The organism is Stenotrophomonas sp. STEN014 (assembly GCF_056760315.1).
In genome coordinates this window covers 87,494-108,482 of the sequence record NZ_JBRREN010000008.1, presented here as the reverse complement: position 1 = coordinate 108,482, position 20,989 = coordinate 87,494, and the positions used below count along the sequence as shown (strand labels likewise).

Genomic DNA, 20,989 nt, shown 5'->3' with positions numbered 1-20,989 from the left:
CCATGGCGGCGGCGCGGGGAGGGCTGCTGCTGAGTCTGGTCCTGCTGGCCGGCTCGGCTTTCGCGGGCGAGCCGCTGCAGTTTGATACCTCCCATTCCCGGTTCGGTTTCGAGATACGCACCCGCTTCGGGCAGACGATCGAGGGCGTGTTTCCGCGGTTCGAGGGCTGGATCACGGTGCTGCCCGACGGCAGCCACCAGGTGCGGTTGCGCATGTTCACCCAGTACGTGGAGATCCCGGGCAAGCCGCGCTACACCGGCTGGATGCGCGGGGAGGACTTCTTCGATGCCGTCCATCATCCGCTGGTGGAGTTCGAGTCCGATCCCTACCGGCCGGAGATCGCCGAGCACGGCGGCAAGATCGACGGACGGCTGAGTATCCGCGGCATCAGCCGGCGTGAAACGCTGCATCTGCTGAAGCCTGAATGCGCAAGGCCCGGCTATGATTGCGACCTCATCAGTCGTGGCACCGTCCAACGCGGGCGCTACGGCATGGATAGCTGGCAGATGGCCGTGAGTGACCGAGTGACCTTTGTATTGCGTACGCGCCTGACCCGCGCCCCCGGACCGTGAATTTCCTGTTGCGTCTGCTGCTGCTCGGCGCGGCGGTGCTGGGCGCTGGCTGTGCCTCGCTGTCGCCGCAGCAGAAGGACCGTGCCCAGGGGATCGCCATCGCCGCGCGCTCCAGCACGGTGACGTGCGATCTTCCCGACCGCTGCGCGCTGGATTCGCCGCTGCGCGCGCTCGGCGGCCAGGCGATCGCCGGCTCGCAACCGGAGTTGCCGCTGCACTACGCCACCATCCTGGACGAGGGCGAGCTGTCGCTGGTGGCGCGCCTGAACCTGATCCGCAGCGCCACCCGCAGCATCGATCTGCAGACCTACATCTTCGACACCGACGACAGTGCGCGGCTGGTACTGGACGAGCTGCTGGCCGCCGCCCGGCGCGGGGTCCAGGTGCGGTTGCTGATCGACCAGCTCTCGGCGATCTCCGACCTGGAGGTGCTCGGCGCCCTGTCCACCGCGCACGTGAACTTCCAGCTGCGCGTCTACAACCCCGCCTTCGGCAAGGCCAAGCTCAACTATCTGGATTACGCCGGCAGCGTGCTGTGCTGCTTCCGCCGCTTCAACCAGCGCATGCACAACAAGCTGCTGGTGATCGATGACGTGATCGGCGTGGTCGGCGGGCGCAACTACCAGGACGACTATTACGACTGGGACCACGAGTACAACTTCCGCGACCGCGACGTGCTGGTGGCCGGCCCCGAGGCGCGCGAGATGGCGGCCAATTTCCAGGCGTTCTGGAACGCGCGGCGCAGCGTGGATGCCGAGCGCCTGAATGATGTGGGCCGCACGCTGCTCCGGCAGGGGCCGCCGCCGATGCCGCCAGCACGCTTCCGGCGTCCGGAGCGCATCGCGCGGGTGGATGCCGAGGCGTCGGACCCGGCGTTCATCGCCCGCCAGTTCGTGGATACCGCGCTGCCGGTGCGCTCGGTCAGCTATGTGGCCGATCTGCCACGCAAGCACCGCCGCGACCGCAGCGATCCGGCCCTGGCCGGCCAGCACCTGACCGAGCCGCGGCTGGATGCGCTGATCGCCGGCGCCGAGCGCGAAGTGCTGCTGCAGACCCCGTACCTGGTGCTGTCCGAGCCGGCACAGACGCTGTTCAAGGACCTGCGCCGGCGCACGACGCCGCCGCGGGTGGTGGTCTCCACCAACAGCCTGGCCGCCACCGACAACCCGATCGTCTATGCGCTGTCCTACAAGTACAAACGCCGCAACCTGCGCGAGCTGGGTTTCAACATCTACGAATACAAGCCGTTTCCGCTGGATGCGCCGGTGGCTTCTTTCAATATCGTGCCCCCGCCGTTGCCCGGCGAGCGGGAGGAACAGCACCGCAGCCGGGTGCTGGGCGGCAGTGCCGCCGGCAGCAATGTGCGCGGCAGTGGATCGGGCCGGCGCCTGAGCGCCGATGGCAGCGAGGTGGAATACGAGCTGCTGCGCACCGAGACCCGTCCCTCCTTCCTCGGCACGCGGGCGGTGAACCGGCCGCTGCCGGTGACCCGCCGTGGCGCGCGCATGGGCCTGCACGCCAAGTCGCTGGTGGTGGACCGCCGCATCGGGGTGATCGGCACCCACAACTTCGACCCGCGCAGCGAGAACTACAACACCGAAGGGGCGGTGATCATCGAGGATCCGGTGTTCGCCGAACGGCTGGCGCAGAGCATCCTGCGCGATGTGCATCCGGACAATTCCTGGGTGGTGGCGCCACGGCAGAAGGCGCCGGTGCTGTCGGGACTGAACTACAGCCTGGGCAAGGCCTCCGAGGCGCTGCCGGTGCTCGATTTCTGGCCATGGCGCTATGCCACCGACTATGCCTTCCAGCCCGGCCCGGACTGTCCGCGGCCGCTGCCCCGGCAGGATCCGGATTTCCACCGCTGCTACACCGCCGTGGGCGATTTTCCGGAGGTGGATGTCGGCCCGAAATGGCTGCTGGTGCGGATGCTGACCGCCTTCGGCGCCGGTCTGGTGCCGATCCTGTAACGCCTTCCTTGGTCTTTGAACAGGTTATGCGCATGTCCCGAGTATTCCGCCAGCCGGTCGATCTGCAGCAGCTCAACGCGCTCAGCCGCAACACGCTGATCGAGCATCTGGGCATCGTCTTCACCGCCGCCGGCGAGGATTGGCTGCAGGCGACGATGCCGGTGGACGACCGTACCCGGCAACCGTATGGCCTGCTGCACGGCGGTGCCTCGGTGGTGCTGGCCGAAACATTGGGCAGCAGCGCCGGCAACCTGTGCGTGGACCCGGACCGGCAGGTCTGCGTCGGTCTGGAAATCAATGCCAACCACCTGCGCGCCGCACGTTCGGGGATGGTGACCGGTACCGCCCGCGCGCTGCATGTCGGGCGCACCACGCAGGTGTGGGAGATCCGCATCGAGAACGAGGCCGGCAAGCCGGTGTGCGTCTCGCGGCTGACGCTGGCGGTGGTGGCGTCAGCCTGAGGTGTTGGCGCCGGCTCAGCAGCTCACGGCCGGCGCTGCGGGTACGGCCAGATGCTCGCGCACCCACTGTGCCAGTGCCGGCGCAGGCAGCGCCGCGGTGAAGTGGAAGCCCTGGGCGATCTGGTAGCCCTGCTGGCCGAGCAGGCGCAACTGCGCCTGGCTCTCCACGCCTTCGGCCACCACTTTGAGTTGCAGGCTCTGGCCGATATGCGCGATCGCCTGGGTCAAGGCGCACGCGATCGGATCCTCCTCGATCCCGCAGACGAAGCTACGGTCGAGTTTGAGTTCGCTGATCGGCAACTGTCGCAGGTAGCTCAGGCTGGAGTAGCCGGTGCCGAAATCATCCATCGACAGCCGTACCCCCAGGGCATGCACTTCGTGCAGGGTGCGCAAGGTGGTGGGATCGGTGTCGAGCAGGATGTCCTCGGTGATCTCCACGGTCAGGTCCGTGGCCACCAGGGCCTCGCGCTGCAGGATCTGCGCGATCCGTGCCGGCAGCCCGGCGTCGTGGAAGTCGGTCGGAGACAGGTTCACCGCCACCGACGGCACCCGCAGCCCGTCGCGGCGCCAGCTGGCCAGCTGCTTACAGGCCTGCGCGAGTGCCCACTGCCCGATTTCGCCGATCAGGCCGCACTCCTCGGCCAGCGCGATGAAACGTATCGGCGGCACCGTGCCCAGCGTCGGATGCTGCCAGCGCGCCAGCGCCTCGACGCTGTGCAGGTGGCCATCGGCGATGTCGATCTGCGGCTGGTAATGCAGCTGCAGCTGGTGATGCTGGAGCGCCTCGCGCAAGGCCGCCTCCATGGTCAGCCGTTCCTGTGCGCTCTGGTTCATTTCCGGGCAGTAGAAACGCACCCGCGCGCGGCCGCTGTGTTTGGCCTGGTACATGGCCATGTCCGCGTTCTGCAGCAGTGTCTCCATGTCGCCGCCATCGTGCGGAAACACGCTGATGCCGATGCTGGCCGAGGACCGCACCTCCACCTCGCCCAGCTGCCAGGGTTGGGACAGCGCGTGCAGCAGGCGCTCACCGCGCTCCAGGGCTGCCTGCGCATCGCACGGGGCCAGTACCACCACGAATTCGTCGCCGGACAGACGCCCGACGATGTCCCTGGGCCCGGCTTCCTCCTGCAGCCGTCGCGCGACGGTGCGCAGCAGGGCGTCGCCCCCGGGATGGCCCATCGAGTCGTTGACCTGCTTGAAGCGGTCCAGGTCGATGAACAGCACCGCCAGTTCCTGCCCGGCATGACCGGCCGCGCTGATCGCCTGGTCGGCCTGGGCATGCAGCAGGCTGCGGTTGGGCAGCCCGGTCAGATCGTCATAGAACGCCAGCCGGCGGATGCGGTTGCGCGCCTCCTCGCGCTCCAGCGCCAACGCGCACAGATGCACGATGACGGCCACCAGCCGGTGATGGAACTCGTCCGGATCATGCGGCTGGCGGTAGTAGAAGGCGAAGGTGCCCAGCACGCGGCCGTCGCTGGCCTTGATCGGTGTGGACCAGCAGGCGGCCAGGCCGTGGGCAAGGGCCACGGCCCGGTGGGGAATGTCGGCCCAGTTCGGATCGCTGGCGATATCGCGGGCGATCACGGTTTCGCCGGTATACGCAGCGGTGCCGCAGCTGCCCGTGCGCGGGCCGGCGATCACGCCATCGACCAGGCGGCTGAAGGGGTCGGGCAGGCTGGGGCCGGCCAGGGTACGCAGCTTGCCGTCCTCGACCCGCAGCACCGAGCTGATCACCTCCGGCGCGATGCGTTCGACCTCCTGGCACATCATCTGCAGCACTTCGGCGGTGGGCACCTCGCGGACCAGTGCATCGAGCATCTTGTGCTGCAGCAGCTCGTGTACTTTGGTGCGGGTGATGTCCATCAGCACCACCACCCGGTTCACCAGCGTGCCGTAGTCATCGAAGATCGGGTTGGTGCTGACCGAGCACCACAGCGGTTGCCCGTTGTGCCGGTACAGACGCTCGTCGCGCTGGATCGGCTCTCCGGCCTTGAGCTGCCGCGTATCGGCGTCCATCTGCGCGGCGCCATGACTGCCCGGGGCCAGCAGCGCCGGCAGGTACTGGCCGATGGCTTCGTGCTCTGCAAAGCCGAACAGCCGGCCAAAGCCCTTGTTGAGTTGCACGATGCGCCCTTCACCGTCGGTGATCAGCACCGCGCTGTGGGTCTCATCAAAGCCCAGTGACAGCAGGCGGCCGCGTTCCTGCTGCTGGCGTTGCACGGTGACGTCGCGGATCAGTGCCATGCGCAGGCTGTCCGTGCCGGCGCTGAGCGTGGACAGCGCCACGCTGATCCAGCACTCGCTGCCATCCGCGCGGACCAGCTTGATGTCATGCGGCTGGGCGGACAGCTCGCTGATCCGGTTGCGGTCGCCGGGATACAGGCGGGTGTCGTAGCGCTCGCGCACCGCCGGCGGCGCCAGCACGCCCAGGTTGCGGCCGAGCAGCTGCGCGCGCGGCCAGCCGCAGATCGCCTCCATCGCCGCGTTGACGTACATGATGCGGTTCTGCTCGTCGAACAGGATCACCCCGTTGCCGATCTGTTCCAGCGCGGCCGAGAAGAACGGCAGCATCGCGCTGGCCGGTCCGGGTGTGTTTTGCTCCATCCTGCGGCTCCCCATGTCCATGGCTCCCCATGCCCGGCGGCAGACCGTGAAGGGTGTGACGCAGCCAGCATAAGCCAAATGTCCCGGGTCCCTGCAGCGGTGTTGGCGGCGGCATCGCCCGTGCGACGGAGGGGGCTGGCGCCGGCGGCGGTGTTCGCGCTGGCGAAAGCCGGACCGCATCCGGTATCGTGCGCGGATGACTTTCCCCCGATCCGCCGGCCATGGCGGTGTGGTCCGCGTGTTCCGCTACCTGTACCGCGTCCCGCTGCTGCTGGTCCACATCGTGCTGTTCCTGCCGTTGATCCTGCTGCTGATGCTGCCCCCGTGGGGGCGTCTCGGTGCGGCGGACGATCCGCTGGAACATCGCGTGGTGCGCGGGTGGTCGACCGTGTTCATGTGGATATTCGGCTTCCGCCTGCAGCGCTATGGCCAGCCGCTGCCCGGTGCGGTGCTGTTCGTGGCCAACCATGTCTGCTGGGTCGACATCTGCATGATCCACAGCCAGAAGATGGTCGGTTTTGTCGCCAAACGCGAAATCGCCAGCTGGCCGCTGGTGGGCTGGGTGGCCTCGCGCGGGCACACCATCTATCACCAGCGCGGCAACACCGAATCGCTGGGCGGGGTGATGGAGGAAATGGTCAAGCGCCTGCAGGAACAGCGTCCGGTGGCGGTGTTCCCGGAAGGCCGCACCCGCGGTGGCCAGCAGGTGGGCCCGTTCCACGCGCGTATTTTCCAGGCCGCGGTGGAGACCGGGGTGCCGGTACAGCCGGTGGCGCTGCGCTATGGCGAGCGCGGCGATGCGCAGACCACGGTGGCGTTCGCGCCGGGTGAGAGCTTCCTTGGCAACTTCCTGCGGCTGCTGGGTGAACCGGTGCGGCGTGCCGAGGTGCATTTTCTCGAGCCGATCGGCAGCGTGGATCTTGAAGGCCGGCGCCGTCTCGCCGAGACCGCGCGCGCGCGCATCGTGGCGGTGATGGAAGGGCCCTGAGTGATGCGGGTTGTTCACGCCCTCTGGCTCCGGTGCGGCGCAGCCTGTCGGCCATGTTGAGTGCCGCCAACTACCTGCCGCCGCCCTGGCTGCGCAATCCGCACCTGCAGTCGATGCTGGCGTCCAGCCGGCTGCGGCTGCGCCGCGGCGAGCAGCTGCTCGCGGCCAGTGGCGCACAGTCGCGCGAACTGATCCTCGATGGCGGCGACGGTGTGCGCCTGCAGGCGTTGCACAGCCGGATTCCGGCGCAGCGTGAACCGGTCGGGCTGGCACTGCTGCTGCATGGCTGGGAGGGCAGCACCCAATCCAGCTACATGCGCATGACCGCCGCACGGCTGTTGGAGCAGGGCTTCGAGGTGGTGCGGCTGAATTTCCGCGATCATGGCAACACCCATCACCTGAATCCGGGCATCTTCCATTCCTGCCGGATCGACGAGGTGGTGCACGCGGCCGCGGATGTGGCGCGGCGTTTCCCGCACCTGCCGCTGGTGGCGGCCGGCTATTCGCTGGGCGGCAACTTCGTATTGCGGCTAGCCTTGCGCGCACCGGCCGCCGGGATACCGCTGGTGCGGGTGGCCTCGGTCTGTCCGGTGCTGGATCCGGCGGTGACGATGGACAGCATCGAGCGTGGTCCGGTGATGTACGACTGGTATTTCCATCGCAAATGGACCGGCTCGCTGCGCCGCAAGCGCGCGCTGTTCCCGGAGCTGGCCGACTGCGATGACGGGGTGCTGAAACTGGACATCCGCGCGCTGACCGGCTGGCTGGTGGAACGGCATACCGATTACGGCTCGCTGCAGGCGTACTTCGACGGCTACTCCATTGCCGGCGGGCGGCTGGCCACACTGCAGCTGCCGGCCGACATCCTGATGGCCAAGGACGATCCGGTGATTCCCTTCACCACGTTCGACCAGTGGCAGCTGCCGGCGCAGGCGCGACTGGAGATCGCCGACTGGGGCGGACATTGCGGCTTCCTGGAAAACCTGCGCGGCGACGGCTTTGCCGAGCGCTGGGTGGCGCAGCACCTGCGCCGGGCCGTGACCGGCTGAACCGGCACGGGCCGGACGCATGCGCGCTGCCGGCTACAATGCGGGTTTGCGCTAACGCCGGACCGTCATGCAAGAGAACATCATTCAAGCCCTGCGCCGTAACGCCGCCGATGAGGCCGTGTCGCTGGCGCGCGAATGGACCGCTGCCGAGCCGCAGCAGCCGCAGGCCCACCGTTGGCTGGCGCTGGCGCTGCAGCAGCAGGGCAATCACGCCGATGCGCAGGCTGCGCTGGGCCAGGCGCTGGCACTGGCGCCGGACGATGCCGCCTTGCACCTGCAGCATGCCGGCCTGCTGCTGGCGCAGCGCCAGCTCGAGGCTGCCGGCCAGGCGCTGGACAAGACCACCGCGCTCAACCCCAACGAATTTGCCGCCTACCTGATGCAGGCGCATCTGGCGCTGGCCCGCGACGACGTCGATGAGGCCGACCGCCTGGGCCGGCTGGCCGCGCGCGTGGAGCCGGACAGCCCGGAGCTGGCCGCGGTCGAAGGCATGGTGGCGTTGCGCCGTGGCGAGGTGGACCGTGCGCTGGCGGTGCTGTCGTCGGCCAGCCAGGCGCTGCCCAACGATCCGCGCCTGCTGTATGCGCTGGGCTTTGCCTATCTGGGCAAGGACATGCTGGCCTTCGCCGAGCAGGCGTTCCGCCGTGTGGTCGAATTTAACCCGTCCAACCATGCCTTGCGCGGCCTGCTGGTGCAGCTGGCGCTGCGCCAGGGCAATACCGAAGGTGCTGCTGAAACGATGCGCCAGGTGCTGGCCACGGCCGAGGGCGACACTCCGGGCATGCGCCGCCTGGCCGGTGAGCTGGAACTGGCTTCCGGCCAGCCGTTGCAGGCGCTGGAACACCTGCGTCCGCTGCTGGCCGCGTTGCCGGGCGACCGGCCGACGCTGCAGATGCTGCTGGTGGCCTGGCAGCGGCTGGGCCGCGACGAGGAAGCGCGCACCGAGCTGGACGCGGTGCTCGCCAACCACACCCGGCTGCACGATCTGTGGCTGGCCCGCCTGGCGGTGGCGCCGGTCGGCAGCGCCGAAGCGGTGGAGGTGGTCGAACGCTGGCTGACGGCCATGCCCGAACACCTGCCGGCGCTGGAAACGCGCATGCGTCTGCACGACATGAACCAGGAAGCCGACGCGGCCGAAGCCGTGGCGCGGCGCATCGTCGCGCTGGAGCCGGGCCGGGTCAGTGGCGAACAGCGCATCGTCGAAGCGCTGCTGGCGCGCGAGCCGGCAGCGGCGGTGGCGCATGTGCAGGGCCTGCTCGACAACGCGCCGGCCGAAGTGCGCCCGGCGCTGCGCACGTGGCTGGGCGCGGTGCAGGATCGCGCCGGGGAACCGGCCGCCGCACTGAAAACCTGGCTGGAGCTGCACGCCGAACTGGCGCCCTCGCGGCTGCCGTTGCCGCCGCAGGCCAAGGCGCCGGCGAGCTGGCCCGAGCAGGGCAGTGTCGCTGAGGATCACCCGGTCCGGCCGATCTTCGTCTGGGGCGCGCCGGGTTCCGGTGTGGAGCGGGTGGTGGAAGTGATGGCCGCCGGCAGCCCGGTGCTGCGTACCGACCGCTTCGGGCCGAACCCGCCCGACGATGGCTTCCAGAATTTCCATACCCTGCAGCGTCTGGCCACCGACGAACTCCCCCCCGGGCAGCTGGTGCAGCAGTGGCGTGAGCAGCTGCCGGCGCGTGGCATCAGCGACGGCAACGTGATCGACTGGCTGCTGTGGTGGGACAACGCGCTGCTGTGGGCGCTGCGCCCGCAGTTGCCCGAAGGCCGGCTGGTGGTGGTGGTGCGCGATCCGCGCGACATGCTGGTGGAATGGCTGGCGCTGGGTGCACCGGCACCGCTGGCGGTGAATTCGGCCAGCGAGGCGGCCCAATGGCTGGCGCGTTCGCTGGAGCAGGTGGTGCAGCTGCACGAGCAGGAGCTGTACACCCACCTGATCGTGCGTACCGACGATGCGGTCAACGACCCGGCGGCGATGGGCGCGCTGCTGGAACAGGCCTTCGGCCTGCGTTTCCCGCCGGTGCGCAGTCTCGGACCGACCACCCTCGCTGCCGGCCACTGGCGCAAGTACGCGCAGGTGCTGGCCGGCGAGTTCGCCAAGCTGACCCCGGTCGCGGTGCGGCTGGGTTATCCCGAAGTCTGAGCGACAGGAGCACGCATGAAACTGGAGAGTCAGAGCTTCCACAACGGCCAGCCGATTCCGGCCGAATTCGCCGCCGGCGATGCCGCCGGTTTTGCCGGCAACCGCAATCCGCAGCTGGCCTGGCGCGAGGTGCCCGACGGCACACGTTCGTTCGTGCTGCTGTGCGTGGACCCGGATGTGCCGACCGTGCCGGAAACCGTGGGGCGTACCGATGTGACCGTGCCGCTGGACCAGCCGCGTGGAGAGTTCGTGCACTGGGTGATGGTGGATATCCCCGCGCAGCTGCGGGAGATCGCGGCCGGCAGCTGCAGCGAAGGCTTCAGCGTGGGCGGCAAGGCGCAGCTGGCCGGTCCGGCCGGTGCCCGTCAAGGTCTGAACGACTACACCGGCTGGTTTGCCGGGGACGCGCAGATGGGCGGTACCTACCGCGGCTATGACGGCCCGTACCCGCCGTTCAACGACGAGCGGCTGCACCGCTACTTCTTCCGCCTGTTCGCGCTGGATATCGCGCAGCTGCCGGTGGACGGCGATTTCACCGCGGCGCAGGTGCTGCGGGCGATGCAGGGCCATGTACTGGCCGAAGCCAGCGTGCATGGCACCTACACGCTGAACCCGGCACTGGGCTGAGGCGGCGCAGCGGCAAAAGAAAAGGGCGCCGCAAGGCGCCCTTTCTGTATCGGCCGGTGGGGTCGCTTACGGCTTGACCTGTTCCGAGCCGACCACCATGTCCAGCACATAGGCCTGCGAGGCGCCATCGGCCGGCGGGTTCTTGACCTCGTAGCGCTTCACGCGCAGCACATTGCGCACGCCCGGCTGATGGGTGTAACCCTCGATGTTGCCGTAGAAGTTCTCCCAGGCGCCGCGCTGGCCCTGTTCCAGGCCCTGGTCGTCGTACTTCACTTCACGCACCTGCAGGCAGGTGGCGTCCTTCATCAGCGGGTGGGAGCACGGCTTGCTCTGCGCGTCCACTTCCAGGAACACCGTCTCGCCCTGGCCGCCGTAACGGGTTTCCGCGGTGGGCGCGCCGGCAAACACCAGCACATCGCCGCTGGCGGTGACCAGGGTCAGCTTGTTTGCATCGAGCGAACGCACGGTCAGCTTGCCGCCCTGCAGGCGCTCGCTCACCAAGCCATCCAGTGCCATCAGCTCCGGCTCGCAGGCCATGTTGGTGGACATCAGGCTGCCGATGGACAGCGCGTCCCCTTCCAGCGTGTAGCTGCCGCCCAGGCCGTTGCAGGTGTTGCTGACGGCGACGCGGCCGTCGGTGAAGTCCAGCGTGACCGGCTTGTCGGTACGTACGAACAGGCCATCGATGCGCTTGCCACTGGCGTCGGTCGCGGTTTCCAGCGTCCAGTGGCGGGTGCCCAGCAGGGCGCCGTCGATGCCGGCGGCGGCCGGCGCACTGGCCGCTGGCGCGGTGGTCGCCTCATCGGTGGTCGCCGGCGGATTGCTGCAGGCGGTCATCAGGGCGAAGGGAAGGGCCAGCAGGAGGATGCGCTTCATGGGGAACTCCTTGGAGCTTTGGAAAGAGGTGGCACGGTAAACGGGCAGGCGTGCCTGGCGGGGTTGCGGACGTTTTGCCTATTCAGTTTCCAGCAGGCAAAAACAGCAGCAGGCCGATGCCCAGTGCGATGCGGTATAGCGCAAAGCCCGTGAAGGGACGGCGCTTGATGTAATCCAGCAACCACTTCACCACGATGAAACCGGTGACCACCGCGGCGGCGAAGGCCACGCCCACCTCGCCCCAGTTCTCGCTGCCGAGCGCTCCGTCCCTGGCAAGTTCCATGAACGCGTAGCCACTGGCGGCGAACATGGTGGGAATGCCGACCAGGAACACGAATTCGGCCGCGGCTGCGCGGCGCGTCAGGCCCAGCAGCATGGCCAGGAAAATGGCCGCCGCCGAGCGCGAGGTGCCGGGAAACACACCGGCGACCACCTGGGCCAGGCCCACGGCGATGGCGACTTTCCAGGTCACCGTCTCGCTGTCGGGCAGGCGTGACGCCAGGCGCTCGGCCACCAGCATCCAGACCCCGCCGATCAGCACCGCCCACGCGATGGGGGTGACGGTTTCAGGCAGCTGCCAGCCAGCCAGCCGCACCGGCAGCCCGACCAGCGCGGTGACCAGGAAGGCCACGCCCAGCTTCATCACGTAGTCGCGGTTCTCACGCTGGTCCAGGCCGTTGGCCAAGGTCCACAGCCGCTCGCGGAAGGCCAGGGTCACCGCGAGAATGGCGCCGGCCTGGATGACGATGTTGAAGAAGTCCGAACGGGCACCGAGCCAGTGCTGGGAGATCAGCAGGTGGCCAGTACTGGAGATGGGGAGGAATTCGGTGAGGCCTTCGAGGATGCCCAGCAACAGGGCGGAGAGCAGGTCGGACATGAAAAGAGTGTGTGAAAAAGGCGCCGACAGCATAGTGCATGCCCGTGGTTGCACCAGTTTGGTGCTTCAGCTGCGGTTTGCACTATTTTGGTGCAAGTGCCTGACGCGGGAGGGCGGCTGTATCCAATAGAAACAAACGCTTGCGATGGTTTGAAAGTTGGCACGCAAGCTGCTTAGGTACCCGTACATCATCCATCCGAGGTTGCACCCGATGTCCCTGGAAAACGTTGAGAAGCTGATCAAGGACAACCAGATCGAGTTCATCGACCTGCGTTTTGTCGACATGCGTGGCATCGAGCAGCACCTGACCTTCCCGGTGTCGATCATCGAGCCGTCGCTGTTCGAGGAAGGCAAGATGTTCGATGGCAGCTCGATCGCCGGCTGGAAGGGCATCGCCGAATCGGACATGGTGCTGCTGCCGGACGCTGACAGCGCCTACGTGGACCCGTTCTACGCCGATCCGACCCTTGTGCTGATCTGCGACGTGCTCGACCCGGCCACCATGCAGGGCTACGGCCGCTGCCCGCGCGGCATCGCCAAGCGCGCCGAGGCCTACCTGAAGTCCTCGGGCATCGCCGATCTGGCCTTCTTCGGTCCGGAACCGGAATTCTTCATCTTCGACTCGGTCCAGTTCGCCAACGACATGGGCCACACCTTCTTCAAGATCAACTCCGAGGAAGGCGCCTGGAACACCGGCAAGAGCTATGACGGCACCAACACCGGCTACCGCCCGACCGTGAAGGGCGGCTACTTCCCGGTGCCGCCGACCGATTCGCTGCACGATATCCGCGCCGAGATGTGCAAGGTGCTGGAAAAGGTCGGCATCGAAGTGGAAGTGCACCACCACGAAGTGGCCAATGCCGGCCAGTGCGAGATCGGCGCCAAGTTCAACACCCTGGTGACCAAGGCCGATGAACTGCAGCGCATGAAGCACGTGATAAAGAACGTGGCGCACCGCAACGGCAAGACCGTCACCTTCATGCCCAAGCCGCTGGTCGGCGACAACGGCAGCGGCATGCACGTGCACCAGTCGCTGGCCAAGGGTGGCACCAACCTGTTCTCCGGGGACGGTTACGGCGGCCTGAGCCAGATGGCGCTGTGGTACATCGGCGGCATCTTCAAGCATGCCCGCGCGATCAACGCCTTCACCAACGCCGGTACCAACAGCTACAAGCGGCTGGTGCCGGGCTTCGAGGCACCGGTGATGCTGGCCTATTCGGCCCGCAACCGTTCGGCGTCGTGCCGCATTCCGTGGGTGTCCAATCCGAAGGCACGCCGCATCGAGATGCGCTTCCCCGATCCGATCCAGTCCGGCTACCTGACCTTCACCGCGCTGATGATGGCCGGCCTGGACGGTATCCGTAACCAGATCGACCCGGGCGCACCGAGCGACAAGGATCTGTACGACCTGCCGCCGGAAGAAGAGAAGCTGATTCCGCAGGTCTGCTCCTCGCTGGACCAGGCGCTGGAAGCGCTGGACAAGGACCGCGAGTTCCTCAAGGCCGGTGGCGTGATGAGCGACGACTTCATCGATGCCTACATCGCGCTGAAGATGAAGGAAGTGACCGCGTTCCGCGCCGCCACCCATCCGCTGGAATACCAGCTGTACTACGCCAGCTGAGGACCGTCTGAAGTAACGGCGGCCTACGCAGGGCGCTGGCCGCCGGCATCACCGGATACCGTTTGCCGCTGTTGTCAGGTGGCGATGGCGAAGACCTTCCCCCTCCCATCTTCGCCATCGCCGCCGCCTTTGTTGCCCGGGGAGCGCAGGGGCGCTGCAACCGCCGTCAACGCATCCGCAGGCGCAACGCACGCCGCGCGCGACATGGGTGAGGACTCTGCCCGTGGGCAGGTGGTGGTCGGCGGGCAACGCCGGTCGTCACCGCCGAACTCTCGCGGCGTTCGGCGCAACAGGCAGTGGCCGTACCGCGGCCGCTGCAAGACACGATCCCGGCCCGCAGCCGCAGGCCGGTCTCCTCCACATCGGGACATGCGCATGAAACTGATCTCCGCGATCATCCGGCCGTTCAAGCTCGACGACGTGCGTGAGGCCCTGGGCGCCGCTGGCGTTTCCGGCATCACCGTCACCGAGGTCAAGGGGTTTGGCCGGCAGAAGGGCCACACCGAGCTGTACCGTGGTGCCGAGTACGTCGTCGATTTCCTGCCCAAGATCCGCATCGAAACCGCCGTCACCGACGACAACGTCGAGGCGGTGATCGAAGCCCTGCAGGGGGCGGCCGGTACCGGCAAGATCGGTGACGGCAAGATCTTCGTTACCGCACTTGAGCAGGTGGTGCGGATCCGCACCGGCGAAACAGGCGCCGACGCGCTGTAAGAAGAACCCGCTCCCGACCTGTCCTCCGGCGGCAGCGACCGCCAGGTGACAAGAGGTCGCTGGCAGGTTCCATCCCCACAACCGGAGTCGACAATGCGAACGGAATTTTTCACCGGGTTGAACGCCCGGCTCGGAGGCCTGTGCCTGTCTTTCCTGCTCAGCGCGGCGATGCTGGGCATGTTCTCCAGCAGCGCCTGGGCACAGCCAGCACAACCCCAGCCGCTGGCGGCAGCGGAAGTGCATGCCCAGGCGGTGGAGGCCGCCCCAGCCCCGGCAGCCGCGGTGGCAGATGCAGTGCCCGGCTTCGACAAGGGCGATGTGGCGTGGATGCTCACCGCCACCTTGCTGGTACTGATGATGGTGGTGCCCGGCCTGGCGCTTTTCTACGGCGGCCTGGTGCGCGCCAAGAACGTGCTATCGGTGCTCAGCCAGGTGCTGGTGGTGTTCTCGCTGGTGCTGCTGCTGTGGGTGGCCTATGGCTACAGCGCGGTGTTCAGCGCCGGCAATGCGTTCTTCGGTTCGTTCACCCAGTTCGCCTTTCTCAAGGGCTTCACCCCGGACTCGGTGGGCAACACGCCGATCGCCGGCCTGCCGGACTTCCTGTTCGTGGCCTTCCAGTCGACCTTCGCCGGCATCACCACCGCGCTGATCGTCGGTGCCTTCGCCGAGCGCATCAGGTTCCGCGCGGTGCTGCTGTTCTCGGCGTTGTGGTTCACCTTCAGCTACATCCCGATTGCGCACATCGTCTGGGGCGGCGGCTATCTTGGTGAGATGGGCGCGATCGATTTTGCCGGTGGCACCGTGGTGCACATCAACGCCGGTGTCGCCGGCCTGGTGGCGGCGTGGTTCGTCGGCAAGCGCATCGGCTATGGCCAGACCGCGCTGAAGCCGCACAACCTGCCGCTGACCTGGATCGGCGCGATGCTGCTGTGGGTGGGCTGGTTCGGCTTCAACGCCGGCTCGGCGGCCGCCGCCGATACCGTGGCGGCGCTGGCCTTCATCAACACCGTGCTGGCAACGGCGGCCGCGGTGTTGGGCTGGACGCTGGTGGAAGCCGTCACCAAGGGCCATCCCTCGGCACTGGGGGCGGCCTCGGGCGCGGTGGCCGGCCTGGTCGGGGTAACGCCGGCCTGCGGCAGCGTGGGTCCAATGGGTGCCATCGTGATTGGTTTTGTCACCGGCATCATCTGCGTCTGGGGTGTTACCGGGTTGAAGCGGCTGCTGAAGGCCGATGACACCGCCGACGTGTTCGGCGTGCACGGCGTGGGCGGCATCGTCGGCGCCCTCCTCACCGGTGTGTTCAGTGCGCAGTCGCTGGGCGGCACCAAGGCCGATCTGGATATCGCCCACCAGGTGTGGGTGCAGGTGGTCAGTGTCGGCTTCACCGTGCTGTGGTCGGCCGTGGTCACCGCGGTGATCCTGCTGGTGGTGCGCGCGCTGGTCGGTCTGCGGGTCAGCGAGGATGCCGAACGCACCGGGTTGGACGTCACCACCCATGGCGAATCGGCCTACGAGGTCTGAGGCGCAGCACAGCCCCTCTCCCTGCCGGGGGAGGGAGTACAGGCGCCCGCACCGACGCGGCCTGCGCGGGCGCATCGGTGCGGCCCGGCGGATGCCGAAAGCGCCCGGCGGCGCGCTTCGCCGGTGGTGCACAAGCCGTGCCGCGGTCGCTTTGCACTATATTGGTGCAATGACCGCAGCCGAGTTCACCCCGTCGCCGGAACTGATGGCCACGCCGCTGGTGTGGAGTGGCGCGGACGGGCGCATCCAGGGGGCCAATCCGGCGTTCTGCCGCTGGCTCGGGGTCAGCGTCCGGCGCCTGCTCGGCCAGCCGCTGGTCTCGCTGGAAACCCAGGGTGAGGCGCTGGCGGTGCGGCTGACCACCGCCGGCAGCGAGACCACCCGGCTGCCCAGGCTGGCGCTGGCGCTTCCCGGCGAGGCGCCGCGCTTTGCCGATGGCTGGCTGAGCGTGATCGACGCGGGGGGCTGGCTGCTGGAGGCGCATCCGGTGGACGAGTTCCAGGGCGCCGATCCTGCGCAGCTGCTGCCGGGCGCGTTCAGCGCCGCGCTCAAGGGGCTGGCGCACGAACTGCGCAATCCGCTGGCCGGCCTGAAAGGGGCGGCGCAATTGCTGGCCCGGCGCGCGCATGGTCGCGATGCCGAGGAAAGCGAGCTGATCGACCTGATCGGCACGGAGATCGAGCGCCTGAACACCCTGCTCGAACAGCTGCTCTCGCCGGCACCGCAGCGCCCGCATGCGCCGCTGAACATCCACGCCGCGCTGGAGCGGGTACTGCGCCTGGCCGAGAACGAGGCCGGCTGGTCGGTGCGGCTGCTGCGCGACTACGATCCCAGCATTCCCGAATTCCCCGGCGATGCCGACCGGCTGACCCAGGCGCTGCTCAACCTGGTGCGTAACGCGATGCAGTCCGGCGCCACCACGGTCACCGTGCGTACCCGGGTCGAGCACGGCCTGCGCATCGCCGAGCAGCCCCACCCGTTGGCGCTGCGCCTGGAAGTGGCCGATGACGGCCGTGGCGTGCCCGAGGAGCTGACCGAACACCTGTTCCTGCCGCTGGTCAGTGGCCGTGCCGAGGGCACCGGGCTGGGCCTGGCGCTGGCCCAGCAGGTGGCGCGCGAACACCGTGGCACGCTGAGCTACCGCTCGCGTCCCGGCCGCACCGTGTTCACCGTGCTGCTGCCCCTGCCGCTTGCCGAAGAAGCCCCCGCGGAGATGGAGATGAGCGATGTCTGATCCAACCGCGCAGGGCGCCACCATCTGGGTGGTCGACGACGACCGCTCGGTGCGCTTCGTCCTGACCACCGCCCTGCGCGACGCCGGCTACGGCGTGGAAGGGTTCGACAGTGCCGCGGCCGCGCTGGCGGCGCTGGCGCTGCGGCCGGTGCCCGACCTGCTGTTCACCGATGTGCGCATGCCCGGCGATGACGGCCTGGTACTGCTGGAAAAGCTCAAGGCCGCGCACCCGCAGCTGCCGGTGATCGTGATGTCGGCCTACACCGATGTGGCCAGCACCGCGGGCGCGTTCCGCGGGGGCGCCCATGAATTCCTGTCCAAGCCGTTCGATCTGGATGACGCGGTCGAGCTGGCGCGGCGCGCCTTGCCGGAGCGCGACGCGCTGCCGGTCCCCGTCGTACCGCTCGCCCGGGAGGAGGGGCCGCCGCAGCTGATCGGCGACAGCCCGGCGATGCGCGCACTGTTCCGCAGTATCGGCCGGCTGGCGCAGGCGCCGCTGTCGGTGCTGATCAATGGCGAGACCGGCACCGGCAAGGAGCTGGTGGCCAACGCGCTGCACCGCGAATCGCCACGAGCCAAGGGTCCCTTCGTCGCGCTCAACACCGCCGCCATTCCCGCCGAGCTGCTGGAAAGCGAACTGTTCGGTCACGAGGCCGGAGCCTTCACCGGTGCGACCAAGCGCCATATCGGCCGCTTCGAACAGGCCAACGGTGGCACCTTGTTCCTGGATGAAATCGGCGACATGCCGCTGCCGTTGCAGACCCGCCTGCTGCGGGTGCTGGCCGAAGGCGAGTTCTTCCGCGTCGGTGGCCGCGAGCTGATCCGCGTGGATGTGCGGGTGGTGGCCGCCACCCACCAGGATCTGGAGGCCCTGGTCGAGCAGGGCCGGTTCCGCGCCGATCTGTTGCACCGGCTGGACATGGTGCGGCTGTGGCTGCCGCCGTTGCGCGAGCGTGTCGATGATGTGCCGCAACTGGCCGAGACCTTCCTGGCCAATGCCGCGCGCCGCCTGGAAATGCCGGTCAAGCGCCTGTCGGCGCCGGCGATCACGGCGCTGCGCGGCTACGCCTGGCCAGGCAACGTGCGCGAGCTGGAGAACGTGTGCTGGCGCCTGGCCGCGCTGGCCGCGGCCGATACGGTATCGGCCGAGGATGTACAGGCGGCGCTGGCCCGTGGCGGCCGCGGACCGCGCCACCCTGCGGTGGCCGTGCCCGAGCACTGGGATCGCGCCCTGGCGGTGTGGGCGCAGCAGCGGCTGGCCGAAGGCGCCAGCGGCCTGCACGCCGAGGCGCGCGCGCGGCTGGACGCGGTGCTGCTGGAGGTGGCGTTGACGTTCACCGACGGGCATCGCGGCGATGCCGCCACCCGGCTGGGACTGGGCCGTAACACCATCACCCGCAAACTGGGACCGGGCCGCTTCGGCGAGAGTTGAGCGCCGGCGGCCGGATCCGTTACTGACAGGAGTTATCGATGCGTCTGATTCTTCCCTTGCTGGCGACGGCCACTGCGCTCGCGCTCGGCGCCTGCGGTTCCAGCGCCCCGGTCAAACCGGCCGCGCCGGCGCCGGTGGCGGCGGTCAGCACCGCGCAGCTGGCCGAGGCCAACCTGGCGCCGGCCTCGGCCAGCCTGGTCAGCGGGCGGCTGGTACTGGTGCCTGAAGCGGGCGGCGTGCACATCACCGGCACCATTGGCAGCCTGCCGCGCAGCCAGCCGGCCGCCTTCCACGTGCATGAAAAAGGCGATTGCAGCGCGGTGGATGCCAGCAGCGCCGGGCCCCATTTCAATCCGCTGTCGCAGCCGCACGGCCGCGCCGGTGCCGGTGCGCACCACGCCGGCGATATGGAAAACCTGCAGGCCAATGCCGAGGGCGTGGCGCAGGTGGATGTGCACTTGCGCGGGGTCACCCTCGGCGGCGCTGCGGCCAATGACATCGCCGGTCGCGCGCTCATCGTGCACGCCGGCGCCGACGATTACCGCAGCCAGCCGGCCGGCAATGCCGGTGCGCGGGTGGCCTGCGCGGTGATCCGTGTGGTGCGTTGAGCGCCCTGTATCCGTCTTTCTTTACCCAGCCCAGCAAGGGAGTAGCACCATGCGTCTGATCCACAGCACTTTGTTTCTGGCCAGTGCCCTGGCGCTGAGCGCCTGCAAGCCTGCCGCCGAACCCGCGGCAGCCCCGGCCGATACCGCCTCCACACCGGCCGCCGCCGATCCGGCCGCGCCGCCGGCGATGGGCAGCCCGCTTGCCATTGCCGAGCTGCAGCCGACCCAGGGCAGCTCGGTCAAAGGCACCATCCACTTCCTGCTGGTGGACGGCAAGCTGCGCGCCAGCGGCGACATCAGCGGCTTGAAGCCCGACAGCCAGCATGGCTTCCATATCCACGAGAAGGGCGATTGCAGTGCGCCGGACGGTAGCAGCGCCGGTGGCCACTTCAATCCCGGCAGCAGCGAGCATGGCAGTGTTGATGCGGTCGCCCATCACGGCGGCGACATGCCCAACATCAGCGCCGATGCGCAGGGCAATGCCCACATCGACGGCCCGGTGGCGAGCAACGTCAATGCCGGCAAGGGCGATGCGTTCGACATCATCGGCCGTGGTCTGATCGTCCACGCCGATGCGGACGACTACCAGACCCAGCCCACCGGCAACGCCGGCGCCCGGCTGGCCTGCGCGGTGATCACCGCCGCGCGGTAAGCGACTCTGCATGGAATGGAAAACGCCGGCAGTGGCCGGCGTTTTTCCCTGCGGCAGCGCGCTGGTGACTCAGTGCGCCAGCAGCGCCCTGGCATCCTGGCCGGCGTGCACATGCACGTACAGCACGTCGACGCCATGGGCTTCGAGCACCGCGGCCATCTGCCGCTGGCGCATCAGGTACTGCTCGTAGATCCGCTGCAGGCGCTCTCCATCGCGGTTGTCGTGCGCGTAGTGCGCGCACCAGCCGGCCGGATCGAACAGCGCCATACGCACCTCGCCGCCGACATAGCGCAGCAGCGGCTCGGGTCCGGCTTCCAGCCAGTGCTCTTCGCCCGGCGCGAACATCGCCGTTTCCAGCAGCGGCCACAGATCACCCAGCCCCTGGTTGTCGTACTGCATGGCCATCATCGCGGCCAGATCGTTGACGGTGAAATAGCGCGCGTGCTCGATCTGCGCACCAAAGGCGTTCTGCGCCAGCAGCGCGGTATCGGGCTGGGCCATGCCGTTGGCCAGCAGCACTTCTTCCAGTGCCTGGCGGCAGTCGTGCAGCGTGGCGGTATCGGTGCCGGTCAACACAAAGGGCAGTACCCGCAGGCCGCCGCCGGTCAGTGCCGGATCGGCCTGCAACGGCAGCGGGATCTCGCCGTTGGCATCGGCGCCGAACGCCAGCAGACGCGGGCCCTGGTTGCGACCGGGCGCACGCAGCTGCAGTTCTTCCAGTCGCCGGTGGATCGGCCAACCCGGACGCAGCACTTCGGCCGGATCGAAATGCGCGGCGGCAAACACCAGATCCAGCGCACTGGCCTGCGGCACCAGCTTGGCCAGATCGCGGCCGATCAGTGCGGCCAGTTCGCCGGCTTGAACCGAGCCCAGTGCGGCGCGCGTGGGTTGTTGGCCGCCGGCCAGTTCCAGCGCTACGACGCCCAGCGCATTCATGTCAGGGTGGGAATTGCTCATGGTTTGCGGTTGGCCCGTAACTGGCTCGAAGCTACACTCAACGCCATTATGCCTGCTATCGCGTGCAGGCCACGTCGCACACCCTCCCC

18 protein-coding genes are annotated in these 20,989 nt (G+C 68.3%); 14 read left to right on the top strand and 4 right to left on the bottom strand.

Annotated features, from left to right (window positions below; genetic code table 11):
* The first annotated feature begins 2 nt into the window (after window positions 1-2).
* From ACVOMC_RS12170 to ACVOMC_RS12160, 3 genes are read left to right on the top strand one after another with little or no spacing between them, the layout of a single operon-like run.
* On the top strand, window positions 3-572 hold the full coding sequence (locus ACVOMC_RS12170) for a YceI family protein (RefSeq protein WP_481524158.1): 570 nt from the start codon (window positions 3-5) through the stop codon (window positions 570-572).
* Window positions 569-2,542, top strand: a complete 1,974-nt coding sequence (locus tag ACVOMC_RS12165; protein WP_481524157.1) for a phospholipase D family protein — start codon at window positions 569-571, stop codon at window positions 2,540-2,542. Before ACVOMC_RS12170 ends, ACVOMC_RS12165 begins: the two co-directional genes overlap by 4 nt.
* Window positions 2,543-2,574: 32 nt before the next feature.
* Window positions 2,575-3,003, top strand: a complete 429-nt coding sequence (locus tag ACVOMC_RS12160; protein ID WP_481524156.1) for a hotdog fold thioesterase — start codon at window positions 2,575-2,577, stop codon at window positions 3,001-3,003.
* 15 nt (window positions 3,004-3,018) lie between these two features.
* Here the strand turns inward: ACVOMC_RS12160 and ACVOMC_RS12155 are convergent, their stop codons facing one another.
* Window positions 3,019-5,607, bottom strand: a complete 2,589-nt coding sequence (locus tag ACVOMC_RS12155; RefSeq protein WP_481524155.1) for an EAL domain-containing protein — start codon at window positions 5,605-5,607, stop codon at window positions 3,019-3,021.
* A gap of 196 nt (window positions 5,608-5,803) precedes the next feature.
* On the opposite strand from ACVOMC_RS12155, the gene ACVOMC_RS12150 reads away from it, so the two are divergent.
* The 4 genes from ACVOMC_RS12150 to ACVOMC_RS12135 all read left to right on the top strand — a co-directional run bounded on the left by ACVOMC_RS12150 (window position 5,804) and on the right by ACVOMC_RS12135 (window position 10,408).
* Window positions 5,804-6,595: a lysophospholipid acyltransferase family protein gene (locus tag ACVOMC_RS12150; RefSeq protein WP_481524154.1), complete on the top strand. Its 792-nt coding sequence runs from the start codon at window positions 5,804-5,806 to the stop codon at window positions 6,593-6,595.
* A 56-nt stretch (window positions 6,596-6,651) separates the two neighbouring features.
* A complete protein-coding gene (locus ACVOMC_RS12145; protein WP_481524206.1) occupies window positions 6,652-7,644 on the top strand; it encodes a YheT family hydrolase in 993 nt (330 codons plus the stop codon).
* Between the two features lie 67 nt (window positions 7,645-7,711).
* Window positions 7,712-9,781: a tetratricopeptide repeat protein gene (locus ACVOMC_RS12140; protein WP_481524153.1), complete on the top strand. Its 2,070-nt coding sequence runs from the start codon at window positions 7,712-7,714 to the stop codon at window positions 9,779-9,781.
* A 15-nt stretch (window positions 9,782-9,796) separates the two neighbouring features.
* Window positions 9,797-10,408 (top strand): YbhB/YbcL family Raf kinase inhibitor-like protein, encoded by a 612-nt coding sequence (locus ACVOMC_RS12135; RefSeq protein WP_481524152.1) that lies wholly within the window; start codon window positions 9,797-9,799, stop codon window positions 10,406-10,408.
* Between the two features lie 66 nt (window positions 10,409-10,474).
* On the opposite strand, the gene ACVOMC_RS12130 is transcribed toward ACVOMC_RS12135, so the two are convergent.
* Window positions 10,475-11,284 (bottom strand): DUF4377 domain-containing protein, encoded by an 810-nt coding sequence (locus tag ACVOMC_RS12130; protein ID WP_481524151.1) that lies wholly within the window; start codon window positions 11,282-11,284, stop codon window positions 10,475-10,477.
* Between the two features lie 82 nt (window positions 11,285-11,366).
* Window positions 11,367-12,161, bottom strand: a complete 795-nt coding sequence (locus ACVOMC_RS12125; protein WP_481524150.1) for an undecaprenyl-diphosphate phosphatase — start codon at window positions 12,159-12,161, stop codon at window positions 11,367-11,369.
* 211 nt (window positions 12,162-12,372) lie between these two features.
* On the opposite strand from ACVOMC_RS12125, the gene glnA reads away from it, so the two are divergent.
* From glnA to ACVOMC_RS12090, 7 genes are all read left to right on the top strand, one after another.
* Window positions 12,373-13,782, top strand: coding sequence for a type I glutamate--ammonia ligase (glnA, locus tag ACVOMC_RS12120; RefSeq protein ID WP_481524149.1), 1,410 nt, complete (start codon window positions 12,373-12,375; stop codon window positions 13,780-13,782).
* Between the two features lie 375 nt (window positions 13,783-14,157).
* Window positions 14,158-14,496 (top strand): P-II family nitrogen regulator, encoded by a 339-nt coding sequence (locus ACVOMC_RS12115; protein WP_054659584.1) that lies wholly within the window; start codon window positions 14,158-14,160, stop codon window positions 14,494-14,496.
* A gap of 93 nt (window positions 14,497-14,589) precedes the next feature.
* Entirely contained in the window at window positions 14,590-16,017 is a 1,428-nt protein-coding gene (locus ACVOMC_RS12110) for an ammonium transporter (protein WP_481524148.1), read from the top strand.
* Between the two features lie 169 nt (window positions 16,018-16,186).
* Complete coding sequence (locus ACVOMC_RS12105; protein WP_481524147.1) at window positions 16,187-17,251, top strand: two-component system sensor histidine kinase NtrB; 1,065 nt, start codon at window positions 16,187-16,189, stop codon at window positions 17,249-17,251.
* The gene (ntrC, locus tag ACVOMC_RS12100) at window positions 17,244-18,683 is read left to right on the top strand and encodes a nitrogen regulation protein NR(I) (RefSeq protein ID WP_057505946.1); all 1,440 of its coding nucleotides are present in this window, start codon (window positions 17,244-17,246) and stop codon (window positions 18,681-18,683) included. Before ACVOMC_RS12105 ends, ntrC begins: the two co-directional genes overlap by 8 nt.
* A gap of 38 nt (window positions 18,684-18,721) precedes the next feature.
* A complete protein-coding gene (locus tag ACVOMC_RS12095; protein ID WP_481524146.1) occupies window positions 18,722-19,291 on the top strand; it encodes a superoxide dismutase family protein in 570 nt (189 codons plus the stop codon).
* A 49-nt stretch (window positions 19,292-19,340) separates the two neighbouring features.
* The gene (locus tag ACVOMC_RS12090; RefSeq protein WP_481524145.1) at window positions 19,341-19,943 is read left to right on the top strand and encodes a superoxide dismutase family protein; all 603 of its coding nucleotides are present in this window, start codon (window positions 19,341-19,343) and stop codon (window positions 19,941-19,943) included.
* A 69-nt stretch (window positions 19,944-20,012) separates the two neighbouring features.
* Here the strand turns inward: ACVOMC_RS12090 and ACVOMC_RS12085 are convergent, their stop codons facing one another.
* Window positions 20,013-20,900, bottom strand: coding sequence for a hypothetical protein (locus ACVOMC_RS12085; RefSeq protein WP_481524144.1), 888 nt, complete (start codon window positions 20,898-20,900; stop codon window positions 20,013-20,015).
* Window positions 20,901-20,989: the final 89 nt, after the last annotated feature.

Bases quoted from the DNA above. Each gene is read 5' to 3' on its own strand.
- ACVOMC_RS12170 (WP_481524158.1), top strand. From the start codon at position 3: ATGGCGGCGGCGCGGGGAGGGCTGCTGCTGAGTCTGGTCCTGCTGGCC.
- ACVOMC_RS12160 (WP_481524156.1), top strand. From the start codon at position 2,575: ATGTCCCGAGTATTCCGCCAGCCGGTCGATCTGCAGCAGCTCAACGCG.
- ACVOMC_RS12155 (WP_481524155.1), bottom strand. From the start codon at position 5,607: ATGGAGCAAAACACACCCGGACCGGCCAGCGCGATGCTGCCGTTCTTC.
- ACVOMC_RS12150 (WP_481524154.1), top strand. From the start codon at position 5,804: ATGACTTTCCCCCGATCCGCCGGCCATGGCGGTGTGGTCCGCGTGTTC.
- ACVOMC_RS12140 (WP_481524153.1), top strand. From the start codon at position 7,712: ATGCAAGAGAACATCATTCAAGCCCTGCGCCGTAACGCCGCCGATGAG.
- ACVOMC_RS12135 (WP_481524152.1), top strand. From the start codon at position 9,797: ATGAAACTGGAGAGTCAGAGCTTCCACAACGGCCAGCCGATTCCGGCC.
- ACVOMC_RS12130 (WP_481524151.1), bottom strand. From the start codon at position 11,284: ATGAAGCGCATCCTCCTGCTGGCCCTTCCCTTCGCCCTGATGACCGCC.
- ACVOMC_RS12125 (WP_481524150.1), bottom strand. From the start codon at position 12,161: ATGTCCGACCTGCTCTCCGCCCTGTTGCTGGGCATCCTCGAAGGCCTC.
- glnA (WP_481524149.1), top strand. From the start codon at position 12,373: ATGTCCCTGGAAAACGTTGAGAAGCTGATCAAGGACAACCAGATCGAG.
- ACVOMC_RS12115 (WP_054659584.1), top strand. From the start codon at position 14,158: ATGAAACTGATCTCCGCGATCATCCGGCCGTTCAAGCTCGACGACGTG.
- ACVOMC_RS12110 (WP_481524148.1), top strand. From the start codon at position 14,590: ATGCGAACGGAATTTTTCACCGGGTTGAACGCCCGGCTCGGAGGCCTG.
- ACVOMC_RS12105 (WP_481524147.1), top strand. From the start codon at position 16,187: ATGACCGCAGCCGAGTTCACCCCGTCGCCGGAACTGATGGCCACGCCG.
- ntrC (WP_057505946.1), top strand. From the start codon at position 17,244: ATGTCTGATCCAACCGCGCAGGGCGCCACCATCTGGGTGGTCGACGAC.
- ACVOMC_RS12095 (WP_481524146.1), top strand. From the start codon at position 18,722: ATGCGTCTGATTCTTCCCTTGCTGGCGACGGCCACTGCGCTCGCGCTC.
- ACVOMC_RS12090 (WP_481524145.1), top strand. From the start codon at position 19,341: ATGCGTCTGATCCACAGCACTTTGTTTCTGGCCAGTGCCCTGGCGCTG.
- ACVOMC_RS12085 (WP_481524144.1), bottom strand. From the start codon at position 20,900: ATGAGCAATTCCCACCCTGACATGAATGCGCTGGGCGTCGTAGCGCTG.